Annotated in this window: 10 protein-coding genes; 3 read left to right on the top strand and 7 right to left on the bottom strand. The window is 59.1% G+C overall.

The features are described from left to right. Window positions 1–152 precede the first annotated feature (152 nt). On the bottom strand, window positions 153–2,669 hold the full coding sequence (locus tag E7002_RS04020; protein ID WP_303727593.1) for a DNA topoisomerase I: 2,517 nt from the start codon (window positions 2,667–2,669) through the stop codon (window positions 153–155). 225 nt (window positions 2,670–2,894) lie between these two features. Here E7002_RS04020 and E7002_RS04015 point away from each other — a divergent pair, with 225 nt between their 5' ends. After that, the gene (locus E7002_RS04015; protein WP_303727592.1) at window positions 2,895–3,410 is read left to right on the top strand and encodes a hypothetical protein; all 516 of its coding nucleotides are present in this window, start codon (window positions 2,895–2,897) and stop codon (window positions 3,408–3,410) included. An 80-nt stretch (window positions 3,411–3,490) separates the two neighbouring features. Here the strand turns inward: E7002_RS04015 and E7002_RS04010 are convergent, their stop codons facing one another. The 4 genes from E7002_RS04010 to thyX form a co-directional block, all read right to left on the bottom strand. Then, window positions 3,491–4,198: a hypothetical protein gene (locus tag E7002_RS04010; RefSeq protein ID WP_303727591.1), complete on the bottom strand. Its 708-nt coding sequence runs from the start codon at window positions 4,196–4,198 to the stop codon at window positions 3,491–3,493. 108 nt (window positions 4,199–4,306) lie between these two features. Continuing rightward, entirely contained in the window at window positions 4,307–8,686 is a 4,380-nt protein-coding gene (locus E7002_RS04005) for a leucine-rich repeat domain-containing protein (RefSeq protein ID WP_303727590.1), read from the bottom strand. 467 nt (window positions 8,687–9,153) lie between these two features. Next, window positions 9,154–10,419: a DUF1385 domain-containing protein gene (locus E7002_RS04000; protein WP_303727589.1), complete on the bottom strand. Its 1,266-nt coding sequence runs from the start codon at window positions 10,417–10,419 to the stop codon at window positions 9,154–9,156. Window positions 10,420–10,459: 40 nt separating this feature from the next. Then, on the bottom strand, window positions 10,460–11,146 hold the full coding sequence (gene thyX, locus E7002_RS03995) for an FAD-dependent thymidylate synthase (RefSeq protein ID WP_303727588.1): 687 nt from the start codon (window positions 11,144–11,146) through the stop codon (window positions 10,460–10,462). 83 nt (window positions 11,147–11,229) lie between these two features. On the opposite strand from thyX, the gene E7002_RS03990 reads away from it, so the two are divergent. Beyond that, window positions 11,230–12,168 (top strand): class I SAM-dependent methyltransferase, encoded by a 939-nt coding sequence (locus E7002_RS03990; protein ID WP_303727587.1) that lies wholly within the window; start codon window positions 11,230–11,232, stop codon window positions 12,166–12,168. A 3-nt stretch (window positions 12,169–12,171) separates the two neighbouring features. Here E7002_RS03990 and E7002_RS03985 read toward each other — a convergent pair whose 3' ends face one another. Beyond that, complete coding sequence (locus E7002_RS03985; protein ID WP_303727586.1) at window positions 12,172–13,608, bottom strand: response regulator transcription factor; 1,437 nt, start codon at window positions 13,606–13,608, stop codon at window positions 12,172–12,174. Between the two features lie 272 nt (window positions 13,609–13,880). On the opposite strand from E7002_RS03985, the gene E7002_RS03980 reads away from it, so the two are divergent. Further along, window positions 13,881–15,605 carry an FAD-binding protein gene (locus E7002_RS03980; protein ID WP_303727585.1) on the top strand — a complete coding sequence of 575 codons (1,725 nt, stop codon included), beginning with the start codon at window positions 13,881–13,883 and terminating at the stop codon, window positions 15,603–15,605. Between the two features lie 118 nt (window positions 15,606–15,723). Here E7002_RS03980 and E7002_RS03975 read toward each other — a convergent pair whose 3' ends face one another. Further along, window positions 15,724–16,383, bottom strand: a complete 660-nt coding sequence (locus E7002_RS03975) for a flavin reductase (RefSeq protein ID WP_303727584.1) — start codon at window positions 16,381–16,383, stop codon at window positions 15,724–15,726. Between the last annotated feature and the right edge of the window lie 62 nt (window positions 16,384–16,445).

Genomic DNA, 16,445 nt, shown 5'->3' with positions numbered 1-16,445 from the left:
CGAAAAGCGGGCACAACCCGCCTGGTTTCTTGCAACGATTATAGAAGCCGCCGCGCTGCACGTTCGCAACGCGGCGGTAACATCGTTCAATCTCCGTTTATCGCAGATGCGCACGCAAGCGCGCCACCCGCGCAAACGCGTTTCGCGCTAGGCTACTTCTTCGCCTTGGAAGACTTCTTCGCGGGCGCCTTCTTGGCCGCGGCCTTCTTCGCGGCGCGGGCGGCCTTGCGCTCCTCCTTCTCCTTCGCGGCGATTTCCCTACCAGGGCACTCGAAGTTGGGGCACAGCTTCCACGGACCGCGGTTGGTAGTCACGATGACCATGGGCGCGCCGCAGTGCTCGCACACCTCTTCGGTGGCGGTAAGCTCGCCGTACTGCGGAAGCGGATAGCGCGTCTGGCATTCGTCGAAGTTCTCGCAGGTAATGGAACGCTTCAACGTGCGCGGGTTCTTGCGCGCGATGAGCTTGCTCGTCTTGCCCAGTTCCTTGCACTTGGGGCAGAGGCCCACTTCCACGTCGGGCTCGCGGTTCGTCTCGCATTCCGGGTCGATGCACTGCATATGCGGCTTGCTGCGGAACGGCGTCACCTTGATCATGGGCATGCCGCACGTCTCGCACAGCTGATCGGTGGATTCCACCTTGCCCTTGGGCAGCGGATACGTGACATCGCATTCAGGCCAGCCCGCACAACCAATGAACATGGAACGCGTCTTCTGGCTGGCGCGCAGCTGCAAATCCTTGCCGCACTTCGGGCACTTGCCCACGTAGGCGTCGGCGGCCACGGCGTCGGCCAGGGCCTCCTTCACCTCTTCGGAATGAGGCATGAGCTCGGCAAGCTGTTCGCCCAAAAGCGCACGACTGTGCGCAACCACGCTCTCACGCGTGTTCTCGCCCTTGGCGATGTTGTCCATCTCGCTTTCCAGCTCGGCCGTCATATCGGCCGTGGTGATGTGCGGCGCGAAGCGGTCGAGTGCGTCGACGACGGCCATGCCAAGCGCGGAGGGCTCGATGGGGTCGTTCACGATGTAGCTCACGTTGTACAGGCGCTCGATGATGGCATGGCGCGTGGACTTCGTGCCCAGGCCCAGCTTCTCCATTTCCTGGATGAGGCGACCCTGAGAGTAGCGCGCGGGAGGTTCCGTCTGCTTCTTGGTGAGCTCGGCACCGCCAAAGCCAATGACCTGCCCCGCTTCGAGCGCAGGAAGCTGCTCGTCCTTCTTCATGCCATACGGGTAGATCTCGCGGAAGCCCTTGTGCACCATGACGTCGCCCTTGGCGGCGAAGATCTCGCCGTTCACGTCGAGGCTCACCTTGGTGCCCTCGATCTCGGCCGCATCGGAAAGCGTGGCCAGGAAGCGGCGGGCGATGAGGTTGTACAGCTTGAACTCCGCGGGACCCAGCACGTCGGGACTGGCAGCCGTAGTGGGATAGATGGGCGGATGGTCGGTGTCTTCCTGTTTGCCGCGCGTGGCATGCAGCGGGCCGGAAGCCAGCAGCTGCTTGCAGTACGGCGCATAGGCAGGGTTTTCCGACAGGCGGTTCACCACATCGGCCAGGTCGAGCGAATCGGGATAGACCGTATTATCGACACGTGGGTAGCTAATGAAGCCGTCCATGTACAGGCTTTCGGCGAGGCGCATGGTGCGCGCGGGGCGAATGCCCTCGGCAGCGGCGGCGGCCATGAGCGACGTGGTGTTGAACGGAGCCGGCGGATTCTGCTTGCGCTTGCGCTTGGCTACGTCGACGACCTTGGCAGTAATGGCGCCCTCGACATGCTCCATCACGGCCTGGGCTTCGGCTTCCACCTTGAAGCGAGCCGTGGAATGCGGGGCGAAGAACTCGATGCCATCGTCGTCGAACTTTCCGCGGATGACCCAAAAGTCTTCCGGAACGAAGGCCAGGCGCTCGCGTTCGCGCGCCACGATGAGGGCGAGCGTGGGCGTCTGCACGCGGCCGGAGCTGCGCACGTTGCCATAACCAGCGAACTTCACGAGCGTAAGGTAGCGCGTGAGGACGGCACCCCAGATGAGGTCGATGTCCTGACGCGATGCACCAGCCGAAGCCAGGTTATCGTCGAGCTCCACCAAGTTCTGGAACGCGTGCGTGATCTCTTCCTTGGTGAAGGCGGAATAGCGCGCACGCGAAACGGGGGCATCGGGGTTCTCCAGGCGAATCTGAGACAGCGCATCGGATCCGATGAGTTCGCCCTCGCGATCGAAGTCCGTTGCGATAACGATGCTGTCGGCCTTCTTGGCCAGGTTCTTCAGCGAACGGATGATGTCCTTTTCCTTGGGAAGCTTTTCGATGGGCGCGTACACCAGATACGGCAGCGCATCCATCTTCCACGTGGAGAGCAAGACGCCGTCTTCCGTGAACGGCTTGCGCTTCTTGAAGGGCGGCTTGGGAAGGCTATCGGGCACATTTGCCTCGAGTACCTCGCCATTGGCGTCGACGCCGCGCCAACCGCCGCGTTTCTTATATACAAGCTGGGGAGCAAAGTCGGGTTCCAGAATATGACCACGCAGACCAATGGTGACCCATTCTTCCCCTTCGACGGTGAATCGATACACGGGGGTGTTGTATACCTTGTCACGCTTCGGACTACCCGCGCCAAGCAGCTGCGAGATTTTCTCGGCTGCGTCATTCTTCTCTGTTACAACCAGTTTCACACGAAGCCCCTCTCTTTGATTTAACGTGCGTGGGGATACCGCGCCGCATCGGGCGGCCCGGCTAAACAGTGCGTAATCATACCGAAAGCAGGCGGAGTTGTCGATTTCGTATTTTCTTTGTCCGCTCATGCTGAATGTCACACGCATCTTCTGAGTAGACATCCCCAAACCCCTTGCCTAGACCTATAGTATGCGCAGGGGAAAAGAGAAAGCATGGGGCTAAAGATGTATGTAAGACGCTTTCTATTTATGGGCGGCTGCGTAGCCGTCATTGTGGCCATCGCCGTATCGGGGTATCTGTCGCTCTTTCCGAACGAACAACCTACGGCATCCAAGAGCGTGGCGTCGCCGTCACAACTCATTCAAACGGTACGAACTGCCAACGAAGCACCATTTGCAACGCGCGCACCGAAGACCGTCTTCGACACCACGGGCGTGAAGACCAGCGTTCAGCAGGCGTTCTTCGACAATGCAGCATCCATTGCAGAGCAGACGGGCATGTCGGAATCGTCCGTGGAGGCAAGTGTTACGGCGCTTGACGTACCCAGCTGGACGGCCGTGGACCTGCCAGGAACGGCCACGGTAAACGCCACGTACCAAATCGAATGCGATGGCACGACTGCGGAACTCATCACGTATCTCGACAAGTCGTACCTCACCGTTTCGCTGCACGGCCAGAACACCACCCTCTCGGTGCCGCAAAACGCGCAGCAGTACTTGGCTTACCTGGGGTACGAGTAAAAGCGAAGCAAAAGGGCAGCAAGGGGGGTCGCGTCCGATGGGCGCGACCCCCTATCTGTATCTAAGCGACGCGAGCAAAACTACGCAGCGTGGATAATCGTAATCTCGTCGGTGTTCTTCCAGATACGCTTGCCCGCAACAGTATCGCCTGTGCCTGCCTGCAGCTCGCTAGAAAGCGATCCCATGACCGTGCAAACCTCGTTACTGCTGTTGGCGTTCAGCACATTGGCTGCTTCAATAGAATAAGCACTTGAACCATCCGTAAGAGCCGAGGTGGAATTCGTAATGGAGAGAACCATGGGAGCAAACCGAGCAACGCCAGTGCAAATACCCGTTGACGTGCCAAACGGGTAGAACTTCAACTGGCTATTTTCCTCGTAGGTCAGGTAGTTGGGGGCCTTGTTCTGTGCAGGGTCGCCACCCCACTTCACCGTATCGCCGGCACCCCAGGACACCCCCGCCACGTTCAGAAACTGATCGAGCTTTACATACGTTGCGGCTGTGGCTACGTACCATGTACCACCCTTGATGTACAACCCCGAAACCGCATCACCAGTGCTTTGGAGGCTTTCAAACTCCGCCTTCGTAAACTCCGCAATAAGCTCAGGCTCTTCATCGCCCGTCTGCTCGTATACCGCGATGAGCGCGTTGTCATCAGCGTACGCTTGCGCAGGCTGCGCCGTGGCAAAGCATGCCACGCATGCAGCTAGCGAAACCAACGCGAGCAGCCCCATCACCTTCCTTGTGAATACCGCGTCGAACCTCATTGTCTTTGCGAATTTGCCCATATCCTCTCCTTTCGGATTATCACCCGCGGCCCTTTGCCGCAGGTACTTACCAGATGAAATAGAGTGGAAGCCGGCATCGTGGCCAATGGCCACGATGCCGAGCTAGCCCTACAGCCCGTACCAGGCAATGCCCTCGGCATTCCAGCCAAGGCGCACAAGGTTGTCGTTTTCGTCTTTGCTCGTGGTGTAGTTGTGGGAACCCGTCAGAGCGTTCGGGTTGTACTCGCGGTAGAGGGGCGTGGCCTTCGCGTCGTCTGAGTACCAGCCGATACCCTCGTATCGCCAGCCAAGCCCAACGAGCCAGTCGCGCTCCTCCACGCTCATGGTGTAATGGTGGTCTCCTCCGTTCGGGTTGTACAGGCGGTAGACCGGCGTGTTGCTTGTGGAGGGGGCCATCCAGCCCACGCCCTCGTAATTCCAGCCGAGCGACTGCAGATTGTCGCGCTCTGAAACAACCGCCGTGTAGAAGTGCTCGCCGCCATTAGGGTTGTACAAACGGTACATCGGCGTTTCGGCTGCCATAATCTGGAACTCCGCCTGGGCCGTTCCCTCGTAGTCACCCATGCCGGTGATCACCACTTTGGCGGTGCCAATTTCGACGTTGTCAACATAATCGAGGGTGTAATCCTGGCCAAGCGCGAGCGGTACGCCGTCGACGTCGACCGTTACCTCGGGCTCCAATGCCTCGCCCGTGTATACCTGCGACGAATCATCGAAGACGATATTGGCGCTCTCGATGGAGAAAGGAGCCAGGGTGAAGTACCTACCACCGTTGGTGCGAGTTTTTTTATCGCTATTCCCCGCCACAAGATTGATAACGGCCTTGGCATTCGGAGAACACGTCACTACAACGTTTTCGCATAGATTAAATGCGCCCTTGCCAACTCCCTCATAGATATTCGAGGGCAGAGTATCGCTCTTCGTTTCAAAGACCAATGATTTCAGACTACTGCACGTTCCAAACGCAGTTCGTCCCAAGGTATCGACATATGGCGGAAAGGTAAATGTGGCGAGATGAAGGCATCCAGAGAATGCGTAACTACCAATACTCGTAAGCTGAGATCCCTCTGCAAAAGTCACGCTTTGGAGGTTGGATTCGAACGAAAGCTTTACCGTTCCATCCTGGTTTAAAAAGCTTCCCCGTTCAATATAAAACGCATAGTCCCCGATGGTCTTTACACTTGCTGGCACCGACACGCTTGCGATTTTTATCAACGAATACATCTCGGGAGTTATGGAATCATAGTCACTGGTTAATCTGGTTCGCTGAGTGGAAAATGCGTTGTCCCCGATGGCAGTCACAACGTACGTCTTGCCGTCATGTTCGACGGTGCCTGGGATTTCCACAGTGATGTCATATCGTTGGGAATACACGAGGACACCCGTGACGGTGGCCTCAAGCGTTTCGTCGTCGTAGTCATACGATAGGTCATAGAGCGTGCCTGGGATGATTTGGAATGTCCCCGAAAGCGTACCCGTGTACGAGCCCATGCCTGTGGCGACGAAACTGGCGGTTCCGATTTCCACGTTGTCGCTGTAGGCAATCTCGTAGTCCCTGCCCTCAACGAGCGCTACTCCGTTGTAATACAAAGTTGCCGGCGTATAGGCGGTTCCGTCGTAGATTTGGTCTGCGGCCTCGTACGTGGCGTACGATAGGTCGAGCAGCTGGCCAGAGTCGGTGATATTGAAGAACATGTTGACGTAGTTGCTGAAGTTCTGGACGCTTACGCCGGATTCGTCTGCGTACCAAGTACTCTGAACCGTCACGCAACCGATAGTGGTTCCCCCAGCAACGCCCGTATTGTACGTGTCATAGCCATCGGTCCAGCTGCCGTACTTCAGGTAGTACTCGTAGCCTTCGCGCAGCTCGTGCGTGACGCCGTTCACCGTGCACGTCAGCCCCTCAAACGTGGGATGTATGCTTGCACCGCCCGCATAAGGAAGCGTCGTGGAAGGGCTCTGCGCTTCGTTGCCCTCGGAAGAGGATACCCATGGGTATGTCTGCCCGGCAAACGAGATCGTGGCATTGTCGAATTCGCAATCGCTCACAAGGCTCAGTTTCTTGATGGTGTAATCCGCGGTAGTCGTCTCGTCCGCTACGAAGTGAACTGACCCCTCGACGGGAGCGAGGGTGACGGTGTATGTTCTGGCGTTAACCGGTTCCGGCACCTCGTTTCCCATGTAGTCCCGAATGCTTGTCACGCGGTACTCAGAGGGGTCGATCGCACTGCCCCCACACGTGACCTTGATGGATGATGCGCTAAGCGGCTGCGCCTCGAAGTTGTACGTTGTTGGCTCGATGACGACCGTGCAATCGGCGATGCTGCCGGCCTCGATGCCATACGCCACGTTCGAGATGGTGCCTTCGTATTGGCCGATGCCATGAACCGTTGCCATATAGCCCTCGCCAATTTCGATGGCATCCTGCTGCGGCTCGACGTAGTAGTCAACGTTCTGCGTGAGCTCCTCACCCGCAAGCGTCACGCTCACCGTGGGTACGCTCGCCGAACCCGTGTACTTGGCGTTGGCGGTGGTAACGGCTACACCCGCAGAGATGTCGTTCGCGTTGCTCCAAGGGGAGTTCCACGAGAGCATGGGGTAGCCCAGGTTCGCGCCAAGATCACCCTCGTCGCCATTAGAGGAGACCCAGTACGTGTCCCAGCCCGAGGTGACCGTGCAGGCGTTTAGCGCCGCAATGGCGCCCGATGCGCGCAAATCATCGGCCGACATGACCTTGTTGCTCGAAACCGAACCCGAGACCTCCGACTCTACGGCGTCGTCGCCGTAGATCATGTCATCGTTCTCGACTACACCCGAGAGCAGCACACAATCATGCGTGTAGCCCTCGTTGTCTCCCACAATGCCGCGCTGGCGCATATTGCTATTGGCAATGATGGTTCCTGCGTTGTAGCAGGCGTAGCATTCGGGAACGGGAGAACACTTTACCTGGTCGCCAATTGAGTAGTCGTATTCGTGATAGTACGTCAGGAAACCCGCAATGCCGGAAGCGTAGTAGCCGCTTCCCACGTTCACCGTGCGCTCTGCCTCGTCGTTCCAGGTGGCGCTCATCACGGTTGCAAAATTGGCGCAGTAGCAGATATCACCATGCGACGAGCCTACGATGCCAGCGGGTCCAGGCTTGTTCCAGCGCGTGGCGATTACGTACGTGCGCGCCTCGATGGCGGTGTCGCCCGAAACATACGTCTTGTACATGTCCATGCAGCCTGAAACGGTGGTGTAGGTGCCCGTGGCGCCGGCAATGCCGCCTACGCAGTTCAAACCATAGAGGTCGCCATAGTTCACGCAGTTGGACAGCTCGATGGGATCGCTCTCGTTGCCGTCATCTTGGGTGACGTTAGCAGTTGCGCTTTCCCCCGACATAACGTTACGCAGCGAGCCAACGATGCCGCCTACGGCCGTGCCATGCTCGGCGCGGAGGTAGCCAACATTCGAGATTTCCGAAGCTACGGTCTTGCTGCCATTCACGCAGTTCGACACGGAACCCTGGCTGTAGCCGACGATGCCGCCCACGGCTTCGCTACGCGCGTACGCGGTGGAGCCGAAGCGATCGACGCCCGATTCGCTAGGGGTGTCAATGGTGATCTGGGCCGTGTTCACGCAGCCCGAAACGCTGCCATGCTTGCTTGCATCGCCTTCGATAGGAGCGTTACTCGAGCCCATGCGCGTTTCGTCGCCACAAAATCCCACGACGCCGCCAACGCATTGCACGATGCGCGAGCATTCCACGTCAGTTTCGGGAGCGGTGGCGGAGCTTACGGAAAGCGCGCCGGAGTTGGCGCATCCGCTCACGCTGCCAACGCACACGCCCGCCAGGCCACCAATATAGCTGGCCGTCTGGGGCGCTTCCGCCGTCTGGACGCAGTCATCGGAAACCGCGACGCTTGCGGCATTCGAGCAATTCACCATGCTGCCGCCAACGTAGCCCGCAACCATGCCCACATGGTCGATGGGTGCCGTATGGTTTACGGCAACGAGGCTCGCATTCGATCCAATGGCAACGTTGCTCACGCTGCCTCCCACGTATCCGAAAAAGCCCAGGTAGCTTGCGCGGTCGATGGCATCCTCGTCTTCGGTTCCTGCGCAGATCCGAAAGCCGTCGAACACGTTGCTTCCACCATCGAACGAACCCAGAAACGGGTGCTCGACGCTACCAATGGGCGTCCACGAAATGCCCCCGAAGCCATAATCGCCAACAAGGGGCACAACCACCGTGACGGTTGCGCCCTCGAATGTGATCGCCTCGTCGGGGGTGCCGTCGCCGTTCACGTCGGCCGTTCCATTGACCAAATTCGCAAAGCCACGAACGTCACCTACGCTGGAAAGCGTATAGCTATCCTGCCCAGGGGTGTACCAATCGTATGTCGGATCGGTAGAAAGCGCGTGCGCCAAAACGGGCCCTACGGCCAGGCACGCTACCGCGAAAACCGCCACGAAGGCGGCAATCACCCCACGTTTCAATTTGCTCATTGCATTCGTCCCTTCCTTCCGCAGCTTCCCTTTGCTGCGTCTCGCAAAACCAACTGATTATTCGACAGCACTTTTGTTTGCGTCAGCTGGGTGGAAGTGACCAAACGACACGCATTACCCCCGCCCCACACCGGCGCCGCATCGTGCTAAATGCCAGATACGGCTGGATGGATGGGATACCCTCTCAGTCCCAATTATTCGTAGATAAGATAATTCAGCGTGGAGTATATTCTTATCCGCGAATAAAGTAAATAGAAATACTGGTTACCTTACGGGAAGCGAGAGTTGCTAACGCGCTAGCAAGTGCAAAAAGGGATCATCATCAGGAGCGTAGGAACTATGCGGGATTGCCGCTTGGGCGCAAAATCATATTCACGTATGAACGAAATAATAGGGGGACCGCGCTCAAATGAGACGCGGTCCCCTGCATGCGTTTAGCTGTTGCTTCGCTTCTATATGGATTGCCCCTAATTCGCGCGAGCGGTAACGCCAGCGGCAGCTTCGCGCTCCTCGCGCTCGAGCACGAGCTTCATGGCCGCAATGGCGCATTCGATCTGGTCGTCGCTGGGCTCGCGCGTCGTGAGGTACTGCATCTGCATACCCGGCCACAACACGACCTTCACCAGCGGGTTATCGGGATGGCTGCCCGCCCACTTCACCGTGATCTCGTAGCTGATGCCGGCGATGACGGGCATAAGCACGATGCGCGTAACAATGACGAGCGCCAGTTTAGGCAGCCCGTCGGGAACGCCCCACGCACCAATGAGCGCGTTGATGGGCGTGATGGTGTACACCAAAATGGCGATGACCATGACCATAATGAGGAACGCCGTGCCGCAGCGCACGTGCAGGCGCGGGAAGCTACGGGCGTTTTCGGGCGTAAGCTCCAAGCCATGTTCGAAGCAATGAATAGTCTTGTGCTCGGCGCCATGGTAGCCGAACATGCGCTTAATGTCGGGCATGAGGCCAATGAGGGCGATATACCCCACGAAGACGAGCACGCGCAGCAAGCCATCGACCAGGTTCCATGCAAGCGTTGCCTGGTCATACTCACCCACGATGACGTTCGTGATGGCCGCAGGCGCCACGATAAATAGCACAATACCCAGCACCAGGCCCAGCACCATGCTCGCCGTCATGGCCCCACGGGAAAGCACGCCTTCATCCTGGCCTTCCTGAGCGGGCGCCTCTTCGGAATCTGCAGCACTTGCGGATTCGGTGCCCAACTCGGGCGTGCCCTTGTCGCTAGGCTCTGCAGCACCCGGCTCGGTCACCACTTCCAACGTACGCTGGGCACACAGGCCATCGACCATCTCGTCGGGATTGCCAAAATCACGCGACCAAGAAAACGGCTGGTCATCCGCCTGGTTCGCGGACGACGCAACTTCGCTTACGACAGGCGCCACTTCAGCGTTTGCCCGCTCACCCTCTTCGTCTTCGTCGGCAAAGGCATGCGTAGCGGCGATTTCGAGCGCCTTGTAGCCCAGGGCAAGCGATTCCACGAAGGCCGTGCATCCACGCACGATGGGAACGCGCAACCAGCCGTTCTTCGCGCGGCCACTAGCCAGATCGTGCTCTTCCGTGTAGATGGTTCCCTGCGGTTCGCGCACGCCAACCGCCCAATTGAACTTGCCTCGCATCATGACGCCCTCCAAGAGCGCCTGACCACCCACATGGGTCTTCAGGGCGCCGTCTTCGGAAAACGCGCGAGACAGGTCGGACTTCTTCTTCATGGAACCTACTTCACGGAACGGGACACGACAAAACGAAGCGCTACAGGCTTGCGCGATCGATACGCGGATACGGCTCCCCGCAGGTCATCTTACCCTCGGGGCAATGGCCACGCACGCAACCCGGGCCTGCATCGGCGAACACGAACGGGGCGAGCGGACGCACGAGCGCGAGCATCTGCCAGGCAAGCTCGCGAATCTCCCACTGTGCGCGATTGCAGCAACGCTCGGAGAAGAAATGATACAGGGTACGCGCGTTCATGGTGACGACGATCTTCGACTCCGCCGCATTGGGAAGCAGATAACGCGCATCTTCGGCCGGAATGCCCAGCTCGAGCAGCTTGACGTAAGCGTCGGTAGCCGCATCGATAGCCTTCTGATAGACTTCAACCGCCTCGGCGCTTTCCGAAACGGTGTTCGGCGTGACAACGGCAACGCCCTGCTTGAACTTCACATACCTCTGGCTCTGCTGGTTATAGCTGGCAATGCGATGACGCACGAGCTGATGCGTAAGCGCACGGGAAACGCCGTCGATGGCGAACGTGAACGAGGCATGCTCGAGCGTGCTGAAATGCCCGCTGCTCATGATGGTGGAAAGCACGCTGTGAACGCGCTCTTCGGACATCGTCTCCATGAGCTCCGAAGCGCCCACGGGGGCATAGCACAGACGCGCCGCCGTGGCGATGGCGCGCTCGGGGTCGGGGGTATGATATAGAAGTTCAACGTGCATAATCTACCTTCTTCCCACTCGAGAATAATCCGCCTTCTGCTTGTTCTACAATACCCTTGGTAGGCACCGAAAAAGGGAGCAAGATGACGAATCCGCATAACTCGCAGTCCAACGGCGAAACCATATCCCTCCTCCAGGAATCCGACTGGAACGAGGAGTGGAAGCGACTTCAGCGCATACGCCGCCGCGCCGATGATGCGCAATATTGGAACAAGCGGTCAAAGAACTTCAGCAGCAAGGACTCCCCCAGCCCCTACGTTTCCGCATTCCTGGAAATGGCCGCCGTACAACCGGGCGAACGCGTGCTCGACATGGGCTGCGGAACGGGTAGCATCGCCGTGCCGCTCGCGCTGGCAGGAAACCACGTCATCGCCGCCGACTTCAGCCAGGGCATGCTCGACGAAACCGCCGCGCGCGTGGAAGTGGCCGAACGCGAACATAATGCGCATATCGCCGACCGCATCGAAACGAAGCTTATGAGCTGGGACGACAACTGGAACGAACATGACATGAGCGCCCATTGCGTCGACGTTGCCATCGCCTCGCGCTCCATTGCCACCCACGACCTACGCGAGGCGCTCATGAAATTAAACCATGTGGCCAGCCGCCGCTGCTGCGTTACGCTCACCACGGGTTGCAGCCCGCGCATGGACCGCAACGTCCTTTCGGCTATCGGCGTACGCAACCGCCACGGCAACGACGCGCAATACGCCTGGAACATCCTACTCAACGACGGGTTCGAGCCGACGTGCAACTACATCCGCAGCACGCGCCTGGACACGTTCGACGATCTGGAAGACGCAGCCGTTGACTTCGGACGCATGATCACCGACACGCTCGACGAGACCGACACGGAGGGCATCGCCCAGGCGAAGCGTAACTTGGAATCCTGGCTGCGCGACAACCTGATACCGAACGAGCACGTGGGAGAACCCGACAGCAAGGGCATTCCCCAGAAGGCCCTGCGCCTGCGCAACCCGCGCATTATCACCTGGGCATTCATTTCCTGGGAAACGAAATAGCCGCTACGCGCACCCATGGTCGAGCAGCACGAACAGCTCCTCGCGCGAATGAACTTCGAGCTTCTGGTAAATGTGCTTCACGTGCGTGCGCACCGTGCTTTCCGAGATGAACAGCTTCTCGGCAATGTAGGCGTTCGAATGACCACGCCCCAAATACGATAGGATCTCGTTCTCACGACGCGTAAGCTTCTGCGAAATGGCAGCGGGAATGGTCACGGTTGACGGACGATGGGAGCTCAGCTGAGAGCCATCGGCATCCTCCGCGCGCGAAGCGACAAGCTCGCCTTCCCCATCCACATCCGCTACGGCCGTAATGGTTCGCCATGATTCCCACCCCAGTGAAATGACCATGAGGGCGCAGTACACGGCGATGATCACGTAGATCACGGGCTCGTAACTGTCCAAGCCGCCGAACACGTTCACCCACATGAGGCCGCAGAGCGAAACGACGCCACCCAAAAACAGCGCAAGCCCCACCACGAACTCCCGGCGAAACTCCCCCGCATGCATGACTGCAATGACCTGCCCCAGCGCGACAATGGCAAGCGCCGAAAGAAAGATGTACACGAGCCAAAGCGCCGCCCCATGCGGAAACGTGCCCGCAGGAAAACTCACGAAGACAATAACCACGCCACCGATGATGGGAGCGATCACGCGATAGATGAAGGCGGAAGCCGGCTTATCCGTGCGAATAAGCAGAATGGGCACGATGAGCAGGGCCGCGACAATTGCGCCAATGAACTCGGCGTCGACTGCACCCCACAGCAGCACCTTGTTGATGCTCATCATGAATGCGTAGATGACCAGCCCGATGACGGGCAGATGCAAGACGTGGAACAAGTTGCGCGTCGAAACGAGCTCGCCTTCAGGGGACGAACCCTCGGGAGAGGCATCCCGGCTGGGCGGGTCCATCAGCGCGGGGCACACGCCGCCAACGATGGCGATTAGCACATAGACAACCGCGCGCGGATAGAGCGGCAGCGCCTGAAACCCAATGCCCACCAACGACGTGGCAATGCAGAGCAGCGAACTGCAAACGAGACCTTCCCGAAAGTCGAGCGCCGAGAGGAACGATGCCCAGCGCACGGTGATCACCACGGTGGAAGCGCCGCACACCGCGCCCACGATTGCAACGGCCACGGGCGGCACCGTCCAACCCAACGACAGTGCCGCAAAAACAACGATGGATGCAGCGTAAAGCAGGCTCGCGCAGATAAGCACACTCCGCGGAGGATTCCACGAGACGCGGCGCGAGCAAATGACGAGCACAAGTGACGCTACCGCCAGGGCGATGAACATCGAGAAGATAAAGTACGGCATGAATCCTGCTGCGGCGCCCCCGCGAAAGACCGACGCATTGGGCGAGAAGATGGGCGTGGTAACGGCAAACAGGCCGAAGAGCGCAATGCGCCAATCGAACGAACGAGCAATTCCAGACACGTCGCGAAGCCCTCCCTACAAGCTAGACGATAGCGCGATTATACCTTTCCCCTTTCCCACTCACCACAATAGCATTTGCGCTGAACAGGCATTTTACGAAAATACCCCAAATCCGCGATGCCGCAAAAGGGCGCCCGCAAGGCAAATACCCCATTTCCGCAATTACGCGAAAGAGCCGAGCAGCCTAGGGTTGAGGCAGGTTAGGAGACAGACGCAACAGCGTCAGCGCCGACGCACATGGGAGGTCGGCGCGTACCACAAAGGAGGGAACCATGACCGAACCCGTACAGCTCTCGCGCAGGAATTTCCTGAAGGGCGGCGCCCTTGCATCGTTGGCGTTGGGCGGTGCAGGCGCGCTTTCCGCGTGCTCTTCGCCCAAGGCGAAGACCGAGAGCACCGCTGAGGCAGCCGAGTCTTCCTGGAAGACCACACCGAGCGAGGTGACCAGCTTCGAGAGCACCACGTCCTGCGACGTCGTCGTTGTAGGCATGGGCTATGCAGGCACCACGGCCTTCCGCGAGCTGGCAGAAGAGGGATACGACGTCATCCTGGTGGAAAAGCAGGCCAAAGATACCTTCGCTGCCGTGGGCAACGAATTCGCCTCGCTTAACGCCAAGGTGCTGCAGGATCGCGGCGTACCGCACATCGACCCCGTTGAGTTCTACCAGAACTGGATGAAGATCACGGGCAACAGCGCGAACCAGGACCTGGTGATGAAGTTCGCCCAGAACTCCGAGGCGAACTGCAACTGGTACCTCGACCAGTGCACCGAAGAGGATCTGGCTTCCATGACCACCTCGTTCTTCCCCAAGACCGAGCATCAGATGGACGAGCTTTCCGGCATCAAGTTCTGGCCGAGCGTATGCAGCTTTTACGGCGACTGCAACGAGACGAAGCTCATCGGCTACAACCGCGCAGCCGGCGAGAAGGCAGGCGGCACGGTGAACTGGGAAGAAGAAGGCTACTACGTCGTCATGGACAATGGCGAGGTTGCCGGCATCGTCACGAAGAGCGGATCGGGCTACAAGAAGTACGAATGTAAGGCGGTCGTACTGGCCACGGGCGGCTTCGGCGGCAACCAGGAAATGATGAATGACCTGATGTCCGACGCCTATGGCAACCTGGTAGGCGACGAGCAGCTCTCCAGCATGAGCACCAACGACGGCGCGGGCGTGAAGATGGCCTACTGGGCCGGCGCGCACCTGGAGACCACGCCCGTTCCCGGCATGAACTTCCGCGGCCTTTCCGTGCCCGGCAAGATGAACTGCCTACCCCAGGCCGTATGGATCGACGAAAACGGCAAGCGCTTCTGCAACGAGTACTACCCCACCAGCGAGCAGCGCGGCCTGACGACGCAGATTCGCGCCCGCAAGACCAAGTTCGCAGTTTGCGATGCGAACTTCCCCACGTACCGCCAGTACACCATCCCCCAGCACGCGGGCTTCACCGCAAGCGAGGAGAACATCGCCAGCCTGCAGGAAAGCCTGGACAAGGCATATGCCGTATTCAAGGGCGAAGCTACTGCCGATGACGCATCGTCGGAAGCCGCCGCTGGCCCCATGACCACGGTGACCTACATCGCCGACGACACGCTCGAGGGATTGGCTGGCCAGATGGGCCTGACGGGCGATGCCAAGACGAACTTCCTGGAGCAGATCGAACAATGGAACTCCTACTGCGCGGCAGGCGCTGACGCCCAGTACGGCCGCGACGCGAAGGTGCTCTTCCCCGTTAACACGCCCCCGTTCTACGCCTGCACCTACGAACCCGAATTTGGCGAGACGATGGTCACCTGCGGCGGCATTATCACCGACGGCGAGCAGAACGCCCTGGACGAGAACTTCGAGCCCATCCCCGGCCTGTACGTAAGCGGCAACGACTGCGGCAAGCGCTTCGGCTACGAATACATCACGCCCATCCCCGGCTGCAGCCTGGGCATGGCCATCGTGCTGGGCCGCGAAGCCGGTAAGAGCGTGGGCAAGTTCCTGAAGGCATAGCCCACACCCTCGCATCTTCCGCAAGCGCAGGACCATTCCCTCCCAAGGTCCTGATGCAAGAAATCCCGCCGGATCATCTATCCGGCGGGATTCGTCATTCCAGGGATATAGGCATGCGCTACAGCTCGATGCGTTCGAACATTTCCTTGCCAGCACCGCAGATGGGACATGTGAAATCATCGGGAAGCTCGTCAACGTACTCGATATGGCCGCAGAGCATGCACTTCCACCCCACCTTGGGAGCAGCATCTGCAGGGGCCGGCGCAGGTTCCTCGGCAATGTAGGAGGAGGCCTTCGGAGGCGTCTTGCCGCCCTTCACCTGATGATAATAGGCATAGGTCATGGGAGGCTGTGGCGAGAGCGTTTCTGCTTGCTCGACCAGGCCGATGAAGAGCATATGAGAGCCCAAGTCGAGCGTATGCTGCACCTTCACGGAAAAGCGAGCGCACGCATGTTCCGCAACGTAGGGCATATCCGCCGCATCGAAGCAGGTCTGCGCCTGGGCGAATTTGTCGGTATCGGCAGATGAGTGGAAGCCGAAGGTGCCAATGAGCTCGAGCGGAGCGGTCTCGTCGAGCACGCTCACCGCGAAGCGGCCTGCTTCCAGCACTGCCCCACACGTGGCATTTCCCTTGTTGATAGCCACGCTACACTGTTCGGGTTTGGAAGTTACCTGGGAAAACGTATTCACGACGCACCCAGCGTTCCCCTTCGCCCCCTTCGTGGAGACGATGTAGAGCCCATAGGATAGAGTACGTAGCGCCTTCGCGTCCAACATGACAAACCACCCTTCGCCAGATGACTACATGGTGGCATTGTAACGCCACGGAACACGCCGTG

The organism is Denitrobacterium detoxificans (genome assembly GCF_015062615.1).
In the GTDB taxonomy this organism is placed as follows: Bacteria; Actinomycetota; Coriobacteriia; order Coriobacteriales; family Eggerthellaceae; genus Denitrobacterium; species Denitrobacterium detoxificans_A.
The sequence above is the reverse complement of the archived record's forward strand: the minus strand, read 5'-3'. Positions and strand labels throughout refer to the sequence as shown.

Coding starts and splice junctions, on each gene's coding strand:
- E7002_RS04015 (WP_303727592.1), top strand. CDS start 2,895: ATGTATGTAAGACGCTTTCTATTTATGGGCGGCTGCGTAGCCGTCATT.
- E7002_RS04010 (WP_303727591.1), bottom strand. CDS start 4,198: ATGGGCAAATTCGCAAAGACAATGAGGTTCGACGCGGTATTCACAAGG.
- E7002_RS04005 (WP_303727590.1), bottom strand. CDS start 8,686: ATGAGCAAATTGAAACGTGGGGTGATTGCCGCCTTCGTGGCGGTTTTC.
- E7002_RS04000 (WP_303727589.1), bottom strand. CDS start 10,419: ATGAAGAAGAAGTCCGACCTGTCTCGCGCGTTTTCCGAAGACGGCGCC.
- thyX (WP_303727588.1), bottom strand. CDS start 11,146: ATGCACGTTGAACTTCTATATCATACCCCCGACCCCGAGCGCGCCATC.
- E7002_RS03990 (WP_303727587.1), top strand. CDS start 11,230: ATGACGAATCCGCATAACTCGCAGTCCAACGGCGAAACCATATCCCTC.
- E7002_RS03980 (WP_303727585.1), top strand. CDS start 13,881: ATGACCGAACCCGTACAGCTCTCGCGCAGGAATTTCCTGAAGGGCGGC.
- E7002_RS03975 (WP_303727584.1), bottom strand. CDS start 16,383: ATGTTGGACGCGAAGGCGCTACGTACTCTATCCTATGGGCTCTACATC.